The 14,541-nt window shown below is 44.0% G+C and carries 12 protein-coding genes; 6 read left to right on the forward strand and 6 right to left on the reverse strand.

Annotated features, from left to right (window positions below):
- Positions 1-311 precede the first annotated feature (311 nt).
- From KT99_RS11945 to KT99_RS11960, 4 genes are all read left to right on the forward strand, one after another.
- Positions 312-1,268, forward strand: coding sequence for a porin (locus KT99_RS11945; RefSeq protein ID WP_040571927.1), 957 nt, complete (start codon positions 312-314; stop codon positions 1,266-1,268).
- A 193-nt stretch (positions 1,269-1,461) separates the two neighbouring features.
- On the forward strand, positions 1,462-2,151 hold the full coding sequence (gene phoB, locus KT99_RS11950) for a phosphate regulon transcriptional regulator PhoB (RefSeq protein WP_005500365.1): 690 nt from the start codon (positions 1,462-1,464) through the stop codon (positions 2,149-2,151).
- Positions 2,152-2,233: 82 nt separating this feature from the next.
- On the forward strand, positions 2,234-3,541 hold the full coding sequence (gene phoR, locus KT99_RS11955; protein ID WP_005500366.1) for a phosphate regulon sensor histidine kinase PhoR: 1,308 nt from the start codon (positions 2,234-2,236) through the stop codon (positions 3,539-3,541).
- 549 nt (positions 3,542-4,090) lie between these two features.
- A complete protein-coding gene (locus KT99_RS11960; RefSeq protein WP_040571928.1) occupies positions 4,091-5,062 on the forward strand; it encodes a PstS family phosphate ABC transporter substrate-binding protein in 972 nt (323 codons plus the stop codon).
- A 390-nt stretch (positions 5,063-5,452) separates the two neighbouring features.
- Here the strand turns inward: KT99_RS11960 and KT99_RS11965 are convergent, their stop codons facing one another.
- Positions 5,453-6,343, reverse strand: coding sequence for a collagenase (locus tag KT99_RS11965; RefSeq protein ID WP_005500369.1), 891 nt, complete (start codon positions 6,341-6,343; stop codon positions 5,453-5,455).
- Positions 6,344-6,562: 219 nt separating this feature from the next.
- On the opposite strand from KT99_RS11965, the gene KT99_RS11970 reads away from it, so the two are divergent.
- A complete protein-coding gene (locus tag KT99_RS11970) occupies positions 6,563-8,353 on the forward strand; it encodes a M1 family metallopeptidase (RefSeq protein WP_005500371.1) in 1,791 nt (596 codons plus the stop codon).
- A 367-nt stretch (positions 8,354-8,720) separates the two neighbouring features.
- Here the strand turns inward: KT99_RS11970 and KT99_RS11975 are convergent, their stop codons facing one another.
- From KT99_RS11975 to KT99_RS21675, 5 genes are all read right to left on the reverse strand, one after another.
- Positions 8,721-9,200: a LabA-like NYN domain-containing protein gene (locus KT99_RS11975; protein ID WP_005500373.1), complete on the reverse strand. Its 480-nt coding sequence runs from the start codon at positions 9,198-9,200 to the stop codon at positions 8,721-8,723.
- Between the two features lie 463 nt (positions 9,201-9,663).
- A complete protein-coding gene (locus KT99_RS11980; protein WP_005500376.1) occupies positions 9,664-10,197 on the reverse strand; it encodes a GNAT family N-acetyltransferase in 534 nt (177 codons plus the stop codon).
- Between the two features lie 392 nt (positions 10,198-10,589).
- Complete coding sequence (locus KT99_RS11985) at positions 10,590-11,972, reverse strand: ATP-binding protein (RefSeq protein ID WP_005500378.1); 1,383 nt, start codon at positions 11,970-11,972, stop codon at positions 10,590-10,592.
- Positions 11,962-12,675 (reverse strand): response regulator transcription factor, encoded by a 714-nt coding sequence (locus tag KT99_RS11990; RefSeq protein WP_005500380.1) that lies wholly within the window; start codon positions 12,673-12,675, stop codon positions 11,962-11,964. Before KT99_RS11990 ends, KT99_RS11985 begins: the two co-directional genes overlap by 11 nt.
- Before the next feature lie 46 nt (positions 12,676-12,721).
- A complete protein-coding gene (locus KT99_RS21675; RefSeq protein ID WP_050774357.1) occupies positions 12,722-13,087 on the reverse strand; it encodes a PepSY domain-containing protein in 366 nt (121 codons plus the stop codon).
- Between the two features lie 304 nt (positions 13,088-13,391).
- Here KT99_RS21675 and KT99_RS12000 point away from each other — a divergent pair, with 304 nt between their 5' ends.
- The gene (locus KT99_RS12000; protein ID WP_005500386.1) at positions 13,392-14,351 is read left to right on the forward strand and encodes a choice-of-anchor H family protein; all 960 of its coding nucleotides are present in this window, start codon (positions 13,392-13,394) and stop codon (positions 14,349-14,351) included.
- Positions 14,352-14,541 lie beyond the last annotated feature (190 nt).

Below are 14,541 nucleotides of genomic sequence, written 5' to 3' on the forward strand. Positions count from 1 at the left end.
GTCAGGTTTTTAACCACATAATAAGCGCTCAATCAAAAAATGAAGCCGCAGTGTAAGACATTGTCACTCTCTGGTAAACCTGAAAATACTTATGAATATGGCAGGGTTCAGGATAATTCATAAAACTGTCACATTAAAAATGTGTTGCTCTGTAGACCTTGATGTATATGGGGTTTATTTTTATTTTTCCTCTTAGTTTCTGGTTTTTATGAAAATTGTTCTAGATTGAAATAAAACTGCAACAGAAACATTGCAAACTTCCGCCCGTCCAAACCAATAACCCAGACGAACAGATACGTCGAAAGGATTAAATGATGAACGTTTTTTGTAAAACTTTACTCGCTTCTGCGCTTGCTACTGCTACTCTAGCTTCTGCACATGCGGCAGATCCTCTCACTGTCTACGGTAAGTTGAACATCACGGCTCAGTCTAATGATGTTAACGGTGATTCAGAGACTAGGATTCAAAGTAACGCGTCACGTTTTGGTGTGAAGGGAGCGTTCGAGCTTAGCAGCTCGTTAGAGGTGTTTTATACTATCGAGTATGAAGTTGATACCGGTGATGACGACAAAGAGAATTTCAAGGCACGTAACCAATTTGTGGGTCTACGAGGCGGTTTCGGTTCAATTGCTGTGGGTCGTAACGATACTATGCTTAAACAGTCCCAAGGTAAAATTGACCTGTTTAACGATATGTCTGGCGATATCAAGAAGCTATTTAAGGGCGAAAATCGCCTGGCCCAGACCGCCACGTATGTCACGCCTTCTTTCAGTGGTGTTAAGTTTGGTGTGACTTATGTGGCAAGTGCTGACAGTGCTCAGTTAGAGCAAGATGGTTACAGTTTGGCGGCCATGTATGGTGACAAGGGCCTTAAGAAGTCACCTATCTATGCCTCTATCGCCTATGACTCAGACGTCAAAGGCTACCAAGTCGCTCGTGCAACTGTTCAGGGCAAGATTGCCGGATTTAAACTTGGCGCCATGTACCAACAGGAAGAGAAGGTTTATGCATACGACAATAATGTGGTTAATCCTTTCGATGGTGACAGCTACACAGGTTACCTGCTAAGCGCGTCTTACACTATCGATGCCATCGTGCTTAAAACTCAGTATCAGGACATGGAAAACAAGGGTGATTCATGGTCTGTGGGCGCCGATTACAAACTCGGTAAGCCGACTAAGCTTATTGCTTTCTACACTAATCGTTCATATGAAAATATTGAAAACGATGACAAATTCCTCGGTCTTGGCATCGAACATAAGTTCTAATTGTGCTGATTAAAGAACAACGCGAGAACAAGGAGGCTTAGGCCTCCTTTTTTTATGCTGAATTTTTACCCGTTTATACAAGTTTTATAACAATAATCTGCACTTTATGACAATATAAGCCAGCCGATCATAATTTTGTAATAAAACTGACGCAATAATAGATGCGCGAACATTCACTGACAGAAGATTGCATATGACTGCTAAGATATTAATTGTTGAAGATGAGTTAGCTATCCGAGAGATGCTGAAATTTGTTCTAGAGCAACATGGTTTTACCACTACATCGGCTGAAGATTTCGATTCCGCACTAAACATGATATCGGAGCCGTATCCCGATCTTATTTTATTAGATTGGATGTTTCCTGGCGGCAGCGGAATCCAACTGGCAAAGCGTCTGCGTCAGGATGAGTTTACTCGTCGGATCCCTATCATCATGCTCACGGCGCGTGGTGAAGAGGAAGATAAGGTGCGTGGCCTGGAAGTGGGCGCCGACGACTACATCACTAAGCCTTTCTCTCCGAAAGAGTTAGTGGCTAGAATCAAGGCTGTGCTACGCCGCAGCTCTCCTACCAGCTCAGAAGAACCTATAGATGTTCAGGGGCTTATGTTAGACCCTGTCAGTCACAGAGTGACCGTAGGGGATCAGGTATTGGAAATGGGGCCGACAGAATTCAGGTTACTGCATTTTTTTATGACTCATCCTGAGCGAGTCTACAGTCGTGAGCAGTTACTCGATAATGTTTGGGGCACCAATGTCTATGTAGAAGACAGAACGGTCGATGTGCATATCAGGCGTCTGCGTAAGGCGATTGAGCCATCTGAACACGATCATTTGATTCAAACGGTTCGCGGTGCGGGTTACCGATTCTCAACGAGACTGTAACTGAGCTTGAAAGCGTTAGGCACGAGATCTAATTTAGGTTATCTTGTGCCCGTCTCTTACCTATGGTTTCGATGCGATTTTTATGTTTGATTCATATTCGGGTTATCGGCTGCTATCTCGGTTAGTCACTTATCTGGTGTTATGCTTTATTCTTGGTCTGCTCCTGGGCGAGGTTGTCTGGGTTCTCCTGCTAGGGTCTCTGGCATTGCTGTTCTGGCATTATCGCCAGCTCTCCAAACTCAACTTCTGGTTATGGCGTGACAGAAGGCTAACCCCGCCCAATGGTCGCGGTAGTTGGGAAGGTGTCTTCAATGGTATTTATCGCCTGCAGGGGAAAAACCGTAAACGTGTTTCCCAATTAGCGTTTCTGCTTGGCCGCTTCAGGCAAGGTGCAGAGGCACTTCCCGATGCTGCTGTGGTGTTAGATTCTGAGCACAACATCATCTGGTGTAACAAGCTTGCCCAGCTGTTATTGGGTTTTGTCTGGCCACTGGATAGCGGCCAGAGAATCGATAACTTAATTCGTCATCCTGATTTTTCTAATTATTTGCAGAAAGCCGCCTATCAAGAGCCATTCGAGTTGGCATCGCCACTCTGTGAGGGACGCATCTTGGAGATCCGTATCATGGGCTATGGCTCGGGGCAGTTTCTGCTTATCGCCAGAGATATTACCCGGGTGAGGCAACTCGAGGGGATGCGTAAAGATTTTGTCGCTAACGTGTCTCACGAATTGAAAACCCCACTCACAGTGCTGCAAGGTTATCTGGAAATGATGCAGTCCATGGCAGAGCCAGGCTCGCCAAATGTTAAGGCGATTGAGCAGATGCAGCAACAAACCAATCGCATGCGCTCTATGGTCGAACAACTCTTAGTCCTGTCTAGGATAGAAGATTCAGTTGAATTGAATTTAAGCAATATCATCAATATGGACCATATGTTCGAGGTGTTAAAAGAGGAAGCTAACGCGCTGTCTCAGGGGGAATACCATCTAAGTTTTGCTTGTGAGCCTGACTATCATCTCTATGGTAATGAAATTGAGCTCAGGAGTGCTTGCTCTAACCTTATCTCTAATGCGATTCGATATACAGAGCCAGGTGGGCAGATAAGGGTATGTTGGCAACGAGTCGCGACAGGTGGCTTATTTAGTGTCACTGACAGTGGTGACGGTATTGCGCCCCAGCATATTGGCAGGTTAACCGAACGTTTTTATCGAGTGGACAGTGCCAGAACCCGTCAAAGAGGCGGTACGGGATTAGGCTTGGCCATCACTAAACATGCCCTGAGTAATCATCAGAGTGAGTTAATGATTGACAGTGAACTTGGTAAGGGCAGTACATTTAGCTTCGTTATCCCGACTAATCTCATCGAAGGGACTCACCACAAAAATTAAATAAGTGATTGGGCTCGTGAGTTCATAAAAAAGCAGACCTTGAGTCTGCTTTTTTGCTTTTATCATGCACATAAATAATAACTAGCTTATACCATCCCATATAAGTATCTGGTCAGTTCAGAGGCTCTCGGTTTTTTCAATTCAAGGCGCATTGATGAGGAAATGGTATTCCCTTTTAAGTCAATGCAACACCGAAGTGGAAACACTGAGAGCCTCACACAGTGCGGGTTTCAAAGCCCTTTATGCTGCATTAGATACTTTTGATATAGAATAACTATTAGCTTCAAGCATCCGCAAGCCACATGGATGTGGTGAATCTCTATATTGCAGGAGCAATATAGAGACCTTGCCTACAGAGCTTTGAACTCCCGCTGAATTATCAGATACTTACTCGGAATGGTATTAGACATTAAAAATTCACTTAAAACGCACATTGTCATCTAAGTGTCACACCAGAGTAATAGACTTGTCATCATAGAAACAGATACTGGCTGCAACTTAAATGTTAATTCAATTAATGAGCAAGTACGCTTAACACTGGAGCAAAGAATGAAACTGAAACAGCTTGTCGGCGCGGTTAGTTTAACAGCCGCTAGTTTATTCTCTGCAGCATCAATCGCTGCAATCGATCCGTCACTACCTGTTTATGAAAAAACAAGCGGCGTATCGGGTACCCTATCTTCTGTAGGCTCAGATACTCTGGCTAACATGATGACACTTTGGGCCGAAGAGTTTAAAGAGATGTATCCTAACGTGAACATCCAAATTCAAGCGGCTGGCTCTTCTACTGCGCCTCCAGCGCTCACGGAAGGGACGTCTCAATTCGGTCCTATGAGCCGCAAGATGAAGCCTAATGAAGTTGAAGCGTTCGAGAAGCATTATGGCTACCAGCCTACGGTGATTCGTGTCGCTATCGATGCCTTAGCGGTATTTGTTCATAAAGATAACCCAATTAAAGGCCTGAGCATCGAACAGATTGACAACATCTTCTCGGCGACGCATAAATGTGGTGGCAGCGAAGTTAAACGTTGGGGCGACTTGGGTCTGGAAGGTAGTTGGTTTGCTCGTGATGTACAGCTTTATGGTCGTAATTCAGTATCGGGTACTTATGGTTACTTCAAGAAGAAAGCATTGTGTAAAGGTGATTTCAAGGCGAATGTGAATGAGCAACCAGGTTCTGCATCTGTGGTTCAATCTGTGTCTCAGTCACTCAATGCCATAGGTTACTCGGGTATCGGCTACAAGACTGCTGGTGTGAGGGCGGTGGCCATTGCGAAGAAGGGGACTAAGTATATCGAAGCAAATGCGGCCAATGCGGCAAGTGGTGTTTACCCATTATCTCGTTATCTTTATATTTATGTGAACAAGCATCCGAACAAAGAACTATCACCAATGGACCGTGAATTCTTGAAGTTTGCATTGTCCAAGCAAGGTCAGCAAATCGTAGAGAAAGATGGTTATGTGCCATTACCACGTAGTGTGACAGCTAAAGATTTAGCCAAAGTGGGCATTCGCCTTTAAGTCTACAAGCTGCATATTGCTAGACTGATAATGTTAAAAAGGCCTCATCTGAGGCCTTTTTTGATCCTGTTTCTTACTGCAGTTCCTAGCTTCTAGGTTCTAGGATTAGCTTCTCAGCTCTTTACCGTTTCATGCAAAATTCAAACAAAAAAAAGCGACCTAATCGGGTCGCTACATGTTCCAAATTTGGAATAGGGTGACAGTTGCGCTAGAAACTATCTAAAAGGGAGTGATGATGAACAATGAAACGACTTCAATTTAACGTTAAACACAAGCCGATAATTCGGGTCATAGTGTCAGAGTGCCATTTATGCGGATAGTTCATCTTTTATTGGAAAAAAGATAAAATATTTTCCAGCCCACTTTCTCCAACGTCTAAAATGAATAAGATTAGCTGGTGAGTTCAACCAACCAGGTCTTAAATTCATCATCCATACTCGTGCCCCATTGCTTAACTAATGCCTGGTACCTTGGGTAGTCTCCCTTACGGGTGAAGGTGAGCATATTGTCGATTTTATCTTTGTGGTTTTCCATCATAAAGCGAACCGATAAATATCCCCAACGATAGACTCTGTCGGTGCCGCCATTTATCTCGTAGCCAGTATTAAATAGCTCACTCAGTGCGTACTCAGTATTGCCCAGTAGGGATTTTTTAGCCAAGTCGATAGCGGCTTGATTATCATCTCCTCGGGAGACATATTCACCTAATCCTTCACTCCACCAGATCAAATAGGGCAAGAGTGGTGCAGGCTTCGGGCAGTATTCTGGTGCACTGTGGGAGTCGTGCAGAGAGGCACAAAAATCACCATATAAGTTAAAGTGGCCATCCAGATAATGCACATATTCATGGGCTAAGTTCCAAATCTGTCCCTTCTTTTCATAGGCGACAAATTCTGCCTGATTGTCTGCTTGGCCCGGTAAGCCTTCGAGGAACATACCGCCATTGTCGCTGGGTACATCGAAGTGAGTGGTTACATACTGAGTGTAATCTTCGCGAGAATGATAGACGTTGGCTCGCATACTCATGTTGTTGTCGTTGGCGACAGGCTTACCTTGGGTACCAAATAGCTGATGAAATTTAGCTTCTTGTTTGCCCATTAGCGTACAAGCCTCGGCTATCTGCTCTGTTGTTAGGGCTTGTGAACGTATGACTATGGTGTCACTACAGGCATGATTTTGAGATAAAACCGCGGCTAAACTGGTTGGATCTTCTTCAATCGATGAATGGCAGGCACTTAGGCTAAGCAGACCCGTTAATGATAAAAGTTTAAACGTTTGCACGGCGTGTTCCCTCGAAATGTGTTTTTGTATACAATATCCTCAAGTGTTTCATCTAAGTTAAATGAAGTCAATTGCAATGACACGTTCACCGGCAGTGTTTAAGATAATCATTAATATTGGTGGTATGTGTTATCGATGATATTAAACTTTATATACATGTGTCAGGCTATTTATATTTGATGCCTCAAGTTAATTCGTAATGACTAAAAGGAAATTATATTGTCAAATCAATGGGATAATAATCGTGACTATCATTCATTTGCTAATGTCGATGAAATTAGAGTCAAGCATTTAGCATTAGATCTCGAAGTCGATTTTGCTGCTAAACAGTTAACAGGTGTTGCCGAGTTAACGCTGGATTATATCGATACCAGTTGTCGTCATTTATGGTTAGATCTTCGCGATCTCACCATACTGGAGGTACGGGATGATAAGGATGATGCCTTAACATTTAGTATTGATAAACACGACCTCATATTAGGCGAGAGACTTAATATTTCTCTGCTGAGCCAGACTGCAAGTGTGAAGCTGTATTATCAGACCTCACCCAATGCCCAAGGTCTGCAATGGTTAACTCCAGAGCAAACCAGTGGTAAGTCTTTGCCATTTCTATTCAGCCAATCTCAGCCCGTTAATGCCAGAAGTTGGATCCCCTTGCAAGATAGCCCTAAGGCCCGCATCACGTTCGAGGCAATTGTTAAGGTGCCTGTTGGCATGCGGGCTGTGATGAGTGCCATGAACGATGCGACGGCGAGTCTGGATGGGGAGTTCTCTTTCTTTATGGAGAAATCCATGCCGACTCATCTCTTGGCCATAGCGGTGGGAGATCTCGCCTTCGGTAAAATAGGCGATCGTACCGGGGTCTATGCTGAGCCCGAAGTGTTAGATGCAGCGGTCAAAGAGTTTGAAGATACCGAGCTGATGGTAGAAATCGCCGAGTCTCTGCTGGGGCCTTATCCCTGGGGGCGTTATGACATGATAGTCTTGCCACCTAGTTTCCCCTTTGGTGGCATGGAAAACCCTCGCTTGGCATTTATTACGCCGACCCTGATCGCAGGAGACAAGAGTCTGGTGTCTACCGTGGCTCATGAGTTGGCCCACTCCTGGACTGGAAACCTTGTCAGTAATGCCACCTGGCGAGATCTTTGGCTCAATGAGGGCTTTACCACCTATTTTACTAATCGTATCGTCGAGGCTGTGTTTGGTAAAGAGCAAGCCGAGTTGGAATTGGTATTGGAATATGGTCGCTTGAAGGAGGAGCTGGCAGCCACTGAACTCGCCGAACAGAACTTGCCAGCCAATGTGCAGACACAAGATCCCAATGAGGCCTTCAATCGTTTCACTTATGATAAGGCGTCCATGTTTGTCCATGATCTGGAGCGCCGCTTGGGTCGTGAGGCATTCGATAAGTTTCTTTATACCTATGTGCAGCACTTTGCATTCGAGGCGATAACCACAGAAACATTTATCGAATATGCCAAGCAGACGCTACTCGTTGAACATGGTGATAAGCTCAGCGAGGCTGAGTTGCTGGAATGGGTCTATGGTTGTGGCATGCCAGACTGGTTTACTGCGCCGGTATCAAACAGTTTAGATAAAGTCGAAGCAGGCATAGAGTCTTGGCTACAAGGTACACCAGCAAGCTCGTTAGAGACTGATAGCTGGCGGGTTCATCATTGGCAGTACTTCTTAAATTCACTGCCTGAGGCACTGAGTCAAGAGCAGCTGATGGAGTTAGATGAATGCTTTAACCTGACTCAATCGACTAACGCAGAAATTGCCTGTGATTGGTTTAGGGTGGCTATCCGTAATCACTACGATCCTGTATTACCTGCATTGAGTGATTATCTTATTCGTATTGGTCGAGGTAAGTTTGTCAGACCACTCTACTCTGAGTTGCTAATAGCCGGCTATGAGACCGAAATTAAGCAGATCTATAGCCAGGCGAGAGTGGGCTATCATCCATCGATCGTGGTTCAGTTAGATAAAAGTTTAAATTTTAAAAGCTAGTTATTTTAACAATTATTTAAATAAGCAAAAAAAATGGCACCTCAATGAGGTGCCAAACATTCTTAATAGAATAAGTTCTGAACTGGTAAGCACTAAGCGCTAGCAAATTAACTTAACTTACCTTTCAGTTGAGAGCTCATTGAGCCCTCTAACAGGGAGGTGATGAACCATGATGAAAACATGAAACAAGTTACACTCAACTTGCTTCATATAGTCAGAGTCACTATCTCGAACAAAGTTCACTACAGATGATAAATAAATCTAACTTTCAATTTTTTTATGATGAATTAAAGTGATCTTATCTGGTTAACTCATTGTTTTGCATTGTGAATTACGACTTCATTTTTTAATCGTTTTTTCTTCTGCGTTAAAGCAGTAAAGCCTCATCGATTTCAATAAATTTGCAACTGGCATCGATAAGAGACTTGGCGGTTAAGGCCGGGACTCCATAGACCTGAGTATCGACGCCATACTTTTGATAAATCTTGAGCATGAGTAAGTCGAAATCACCATCGCCGGAGAGCAGGATGATAGTATCCACTTCCGCAGCCGCCTCCATCACATCGATGGCTATCCCCACGTCCCAATCGCCTTTTGCCGAGCCATCACTGCGCTGAATAAATGGTTTTAGCTTAATATCGAAGCCTATGTGTTTGAGTGCATCCTGAAATTTAAGCTGACCTTCGTCGCCTTTATGAATAGCGTAGGCCGTGGCTGAGACAATGTCTCCTTTATGGCCAATGTGTTGCCATAGTTTACGGTAGTTAAACTGGCGGCCATAGGCCTGACGACAGGTGTAGTAGATATTCTGTACATCGACGAAGATGGCTATTTTCTTATTTGTCATGCTAAACTTCCTGATAATCTATTTGTTGGTTCTCGTGCAACTGTTATTATCTATTAAACTGATAATTTAGTGTTTAATTTTTTTGGTGAGCGATTAATACGCATGGTGAGTCTATTCCATTATGTGTACTAATCACCTATTGAACTTAGATTAAAACGCGTAAAAGGTAACCAGGATGTCACCATCAAAGAGTCAGCCAGTTAAAAGAGAAACCACGACCAGAGTGATTCTGGTTGTCAGCTCTACTCTTGTGCTTGCCGCTATTTTTGAACCGGTTGAAGCCCTGTTTATTCGGGCTCTCACCATGGTTTGTTTTCTGTTTTAGAGAGTCCTTCGCGGAGGTCAGATGAAGCCGTTAAGGATCTGTTTTGCCACTCTGATGATCTGGCTGGGCTATAAGTTGCTCAAGTCGATGCCTTATTTAGCTTACCAAGGCAAGCGCAACGGCAAGAGAAAGGTTAAATCACAAATTCTGATTGTTTACTTTGGTATAGCCCATCATGACAAGGTCTTTACCTTGGTTGGTATATTTATCAAAAAGCTGTTGGATATCATTCGGGGCTTGGACATCTTGGCTAAATCCATGCTTTCGGTAAAATCCCACCAGGTGTGGTAGAGAAAACAGATAGGTTTCTTTTGCTGTCAGTTTATCTGCTACTCGCTGCATTAGCTGGTGGCCTATACCTTTTCCTCTATGGTCTGGGTGAACCAGCATACCGTTCAGTAAGTTAAATTCTCCAATAGGCCTAAGCCTGAGACTTGCAAGAATCTGCTCTGCTTTAATGTATGAGCCAGGGGGGCAAGTGTGTTCATCATCATTTATCAATAAACTTATCTTCTCAGCTTTGATGTCAGAGTCAGCGGGGTAAGTGTGTTCATTATCATTTATCAATAAGGCTATCTGCTCTTTTCGACTGATGCGGGTATAGGGCATGTAACTGCGGTAAAAGCCGTAGACGCCTCTGCGGTGTAGATTATCTAGCCAAATTAACTGCAATGTGAATGTCTCATAAGCGCCAAGAATTTTGGCTGTGTGGATTATCGAAGAAGTTTATTGAACACTCAATAGGAAAATAGGTTTCAGCTAGGCTTCAGGGGTCTTCTTCGGGGATGACAAGGTTAAATAAGAGTGAAGTTGCTAAGTTAGCAGGAAATACAGACTCGTTAGCTAACTCGTTATTACGCCATCGATATCAGTAATCCAGATAGCCCCTCAAATTATAATTCCTCCTAGGGATGCAGATGTTGACGGGAATCCCCCATCAACCAATATCTATCTGATGACAAATCAGGGCTAAGTAATTAGCAATAGTGTCACTGGTTTTGAGATGAGTTGATCTCTGCTTATCGTTAAGTGATGCTATTTTCTTCTGGTAATATCTGCTCGGATTAGCTAAAGCTCAGGCTAAATTTGGCGCCGCCCAGCGTATCTGAGCGAGACACTGAAAGTTGGCCCTGATAACTGTCAACCAAATCACGAACTATGGCCAGTCCTATGCCGTTTCCCTGTTGGTAGGAGTCGGCGCGTATGCCGCGTTCGAAGATTTCACTCTCAAGTTCGGGTGATACTCCCGGGCCATCATCCTCTATATCTATGTTGAGTCTGGTGTCTTTCATGCTGACGGTCAGGTGCACTCGAGCCTTGGCAGCCTTACAGGCATTGTCGAGCAAGTTACCTAATATTTCGATTAAATCGGCTTCGTCACCCTTGAAAATACACAGTTTGTCGACACTAGAGTTTATCTCTATCTGAGGTTCACGGTATATTTTTGGCAAGGTCCTCACTAGCTTATCTGACACCGACATGACATTAACGCCTAAGTGCCAGGATGACCCGGCTGCCGTTTGTGCTCGTTTGAGTTGATGACTTATGATGCGGCTAATGATATTGGTTTGCTCGAATGAACTCTTGCTCAAACCTTTCTGACTTTGAATCACTGCCAGTGGCGTTTTTAGGCTATGGGCCAGATCCGCTAGGGCATTGCGGTAACGTTTTCGCTGGCGCTGCTCGGTGTTGAGCAGGGTGTTGAGTTGTCTCGCTACAGCTTGCAGTTCATTGGGATACTTTGCCTGAAGCTGCATGGCCTTGCCTTGCTCTATCTCGTTAAGTTCTCGCGTAAACTGAGCCAAGGGCTTGAGAGTCCAAAGCAGCCAAGCCAGCTGAACTAATACCAGGAAAACCATCAAGATCAGTAACCAGCTCCAAAGATGTTGACTGAATAAATCTATTTGGTCCTGGTAGTCGAGTTGATCTTTAATGATGTGCACCGTGATTGGGAAGGCGACATAGTCAACATTCAATCCATCATTGGATAAGACTTTACGTTCGAAACTAGCGCTGTAGCTGTAGATAATATGGGGCTTGCCATCAATCTCTATCTCCTTAAACTCACTTTGACCTATCTCTGGCTGGGGCAAGTTCTCGGGCAAGTCCAGCCCTAGAAGTGAGTTGGATTGCCAACTGACACTGTTTTTTTTGCTATCGGGATTTGGCGTTGAAATGAGTGCAAATAAGCCAGATTGAATCACATTAAATTGATTCTCTGCTAAGGCTTCGGGCATCATAAGTTGGCCGTTATCCACCTCGGTCACGGCTAAAATTGAGTAGAGATAGGCTTTTAATTCATTTTTGGCCGATGCCGAGACTTGTTGTTTGAATGCATCGTTCAGGGTAAAACCAATCAAGGGCAGTAAGATTAGGATCAGCAAGAGCGCGCTGATAATCAGGCGTGCCTTGAGTGAATTCATCAGGTTTGATAGTTTATTTAGCATCCGGTCCATCTTCAGTGTGCTGTTCACCGCGAGCCAGTGGCTTCAAACGATAACCTTGTCCCCTCAATGTTTCTATCAGTCCGAGCTGATTGTCTGGATCTAACTTCTTGCGCAACCTGCGAATAAAGACCTCGATCACGTTAGAGTCTAAGTCGAAGTCTTGATCGTAGATATGCTCAATCAGCACAGTCTTAGATTTAACCTCTCCTGGGTGCAGCATAAAAAACTCGAATAGCTTGTATTCAGAGCTGCTTAAATTCATTAGCTGACCGGACTTCTTAACCTCTAGCGTACTGGTATTGATGCTGAAAGGTCCATTGTAGACCAGTGGACTGGCCTTGCCTGCCGAGCGACGGATCAAGGCATTGAGCCGGGCGATCAGCTCTTCAGGATGGAAAGGTTTCGTCAGGTAATCATCGGCGCCGGCATCTAAGCCCTCTACCTTATCTTGCCAGCTATCACGGGCGGTTAAGATCAAGATGGGAAAGTCTATCTCTTGCTCTCTGAGTTTAGTGATCAGTTCGATGCCGTTCAGCTTAGGTAATCCGATATCTATGATCGCGGCATCATAGATATACTCACTTCCCTGAAACAAACCATCTTCTCCGTCACTGGCCACATCCAAGGTGAAATTGGCATCGAGCAGGTGCTGTTTAAGATTGTTTTGTAGTTCGATATCATCTTCAACTAACAGTATTCGCATTGGATCACCTGTGTAAATTCATCATGTTAAGTCTTTAAGTTGCAAATTAGTTTCTACGCACACTGCCGGTTTTGGCATCGACAGACACATAAAATACGGCACCGGAACTGGATAATAACTTGACTCGGTAACCAGGATTGCCCTTGACTCGGCTCGATTGCACCTTGAGTACCTTGCCCGGATATTGACGCTTGACTAACTGAATAGCCTGTTGAGAACTGGTGACTCTTAACTTATACGGAGGCTTTTTAGACTGAGCGGCGATGCTCATCGAACTTAAGCTAACGGCATTGACTGATATTATAGCTGAAACCAGTGATAGCTTAGTCACACTCGAGGCCACTCCCTGTAGCGGAAACAGTAAACAAGCCGATGTGAGTAAAGCTAATATGAAGCTCGAAGCCAATTTCATTGAGTATGTCCGATGTTTAAATGCCTTTATTTGTTATCAGTGTAAATATCCCATTCTTAAGACACAAGTTTTAAAGCGCTTGTCTAAGAAATCAAAGCCATGAACGAGTCAGTTCAATGGGCGCCAGTGGTGCTCTTATAGTTATACCTCAGCTAAGATGAACCCAAGATGACAATGCTTAATGCATTAGAGCCGCAGGGGAACTTGCCTTCGAATTTTACTCCATAGCATTTTTAGCGTTCAGCTTATGTTCACCTTAAATCGTCTTTAATGGTCTCAACGACAGAATATTGAGGTTTATATGATGAATGTGAACATAAAGAATCAAGCCAGAGAGTGTAATTGCGTAAAAATAGATACAGAAACCAGAGTTAGCTCAGGTACTCAATCTTGGGTGGGCAAGCGAATATCTGCATTAAGTTTGATTGCAGGGGCCTTAATATCGTTTATTCCAAGTGCTTATGCGAGTGACGAACAGGGTGCCAGCCAGATAGAGAGGGTAAACTTACAGGCGTTTTCAGTTGGAAATCAAGTCCAATCCGTGCAACAAGATGAGCTGAATACGCGATTAAGCCAGTTGCAGCAACATGTGCAACTTATCCTACCCAGTATAAAAGCTAAATCTCGAGAAGAGGTCATTGCCGACCATAAAAATGGCAATATTTCGCTTCAGTACTCTCTGCAGAAAAGCGGGTTAAAAACAGTCAGTGACTATGTTCAGTCGACTATACCCAAGGCCTTTTCTAACCCCATCTATCATGAGTTTTCAATCTATGAAGCCAGCAGTCGCCTGTTCGTCGATGATGATGCTGACGGTTTTTTTCAAACCTTTAGTGTGACCTTCGATGCCGATGTCTATGGGCCCGATGCGGTCGAGGTCGCCGATGTCTACGCAGAGCTCTACTTGAGCCGAGACGGTGGTCCTTGGGTGCATTATTACAGCACAGATATTTTTACCATACTGGGTGACTCGAGTGATGATGATTTTGAAGTCTTGACCACGCTGCATAATGGCTATTATACCGACTATTATGACGTGTTGGTGGATCTATACGAAGTGGGCTTCGACGATATTGTCGCCAGCATAAGTTCTGCTGATACAGATAATTTATATGCCTTGCCGCTGGAGAGTAGCGATAGAGACACAGTATATACAGGAGGAGATTCTAGTAGTAAAGGTCATGGCGGCGGGGCATTTTCATTAATTTCTCTTTTGGGCCTAGGTCTGTTTGCGGGTCTGAGAAGGCGTAACTATCAGTCTTGATTCTTGTTTGGTTCATTAGTGAATAATATTCAAGAGTAAAATAAAGGTTTTTTCTTGGCATTTACTTTGTAAAAAACATCGAAAAACTCGCTCAAATGGATACCAAGGTCACATTTTTGTATTGGCATGTGAAATGCCTGTTGTAATGCTATCAATAATCATTATCATTCCGCCCATAATACTAATGGGG

The sequence above is a fragment of the Shewanella benthica KT99 genome, from assembly GCF_000172075.1.
In the GTDB taxonomy this organism is placed as follows: domain Bacteria; phylum Pseudomonadota; class Gammaproteobacteria; order Enterobacterales; family Shewanellaceae; genus Shewanella; species Shewanella benthica_A.

What these genes read in the sequence shown, in the direction of transcription:
- KT99_RS11945 (WP_040571927.1), top strand. Translation starts at nt 312, where the DNA reads ATGATGAACGTTTTTTGTAAAACTTTACTCGCTTCTGCGCTTGCTACT.
- phoB (WP_005500365.1), top strand. Translation starts at nt 1,462, where the DNA reads ATGACTGCTAAGATATTAATTGTTGAAGATGAGTTAGCTATCCGAGAG.
- phoR (WP_005500366.1), top strand. Translation starts at nt 2,234, where the DNA reads ATGTTTGATTCATATTCGGGTTATCGGCTGCTATCTCGGTTAGTCACT.
- KT99_RS11960 (WP_040571928.1), top strand. Translation starts at nt 4,091, where the DNA reads ATGAAACTGAAACAGCTTGTCGGCGCGGTTAGTTTAACAGCCGCTAGT.
- KT99_RS11975 (WP_005500373.1), bottom strand. Translation starts at nt 9,200, where the DNA reads ATGACAAATAAGAAAATAGCCATCTTCGTCGATGTACAGAATATCTAC.
- KT99_RS11985 (WP_005500378.1), bottom strand. Translation starts at nt 11,972, where the DNA reads ATGCTAAATAAACTATCAAACCTGATGAATTCACTCAAGGCACGCCTG.
- KT99_RS11990 (WP_005500380.1), bottom strand. Translation starts at nt 12,675, where the DNA reads ATGCGAATACTGTTAGTTGAAGATGATATCGAACTACAAAACAATCTT.
- KT99_RS21675 (WP_050774357.1), bottom strand. Translation starts at nt 13,087, where the DNA reads ATGAAATTGGCTTCGAGCTTCATATTAGCTTTACTCACATCGGCTTGT.
- KT99_RS12000 (WP_005500386.1), top strand. Translation starts at nt 13,392, where the DNA reads ATGAATGTGAACATAAAGAATCAAGCCAGAGAGTGTAATTGCGTAAAA.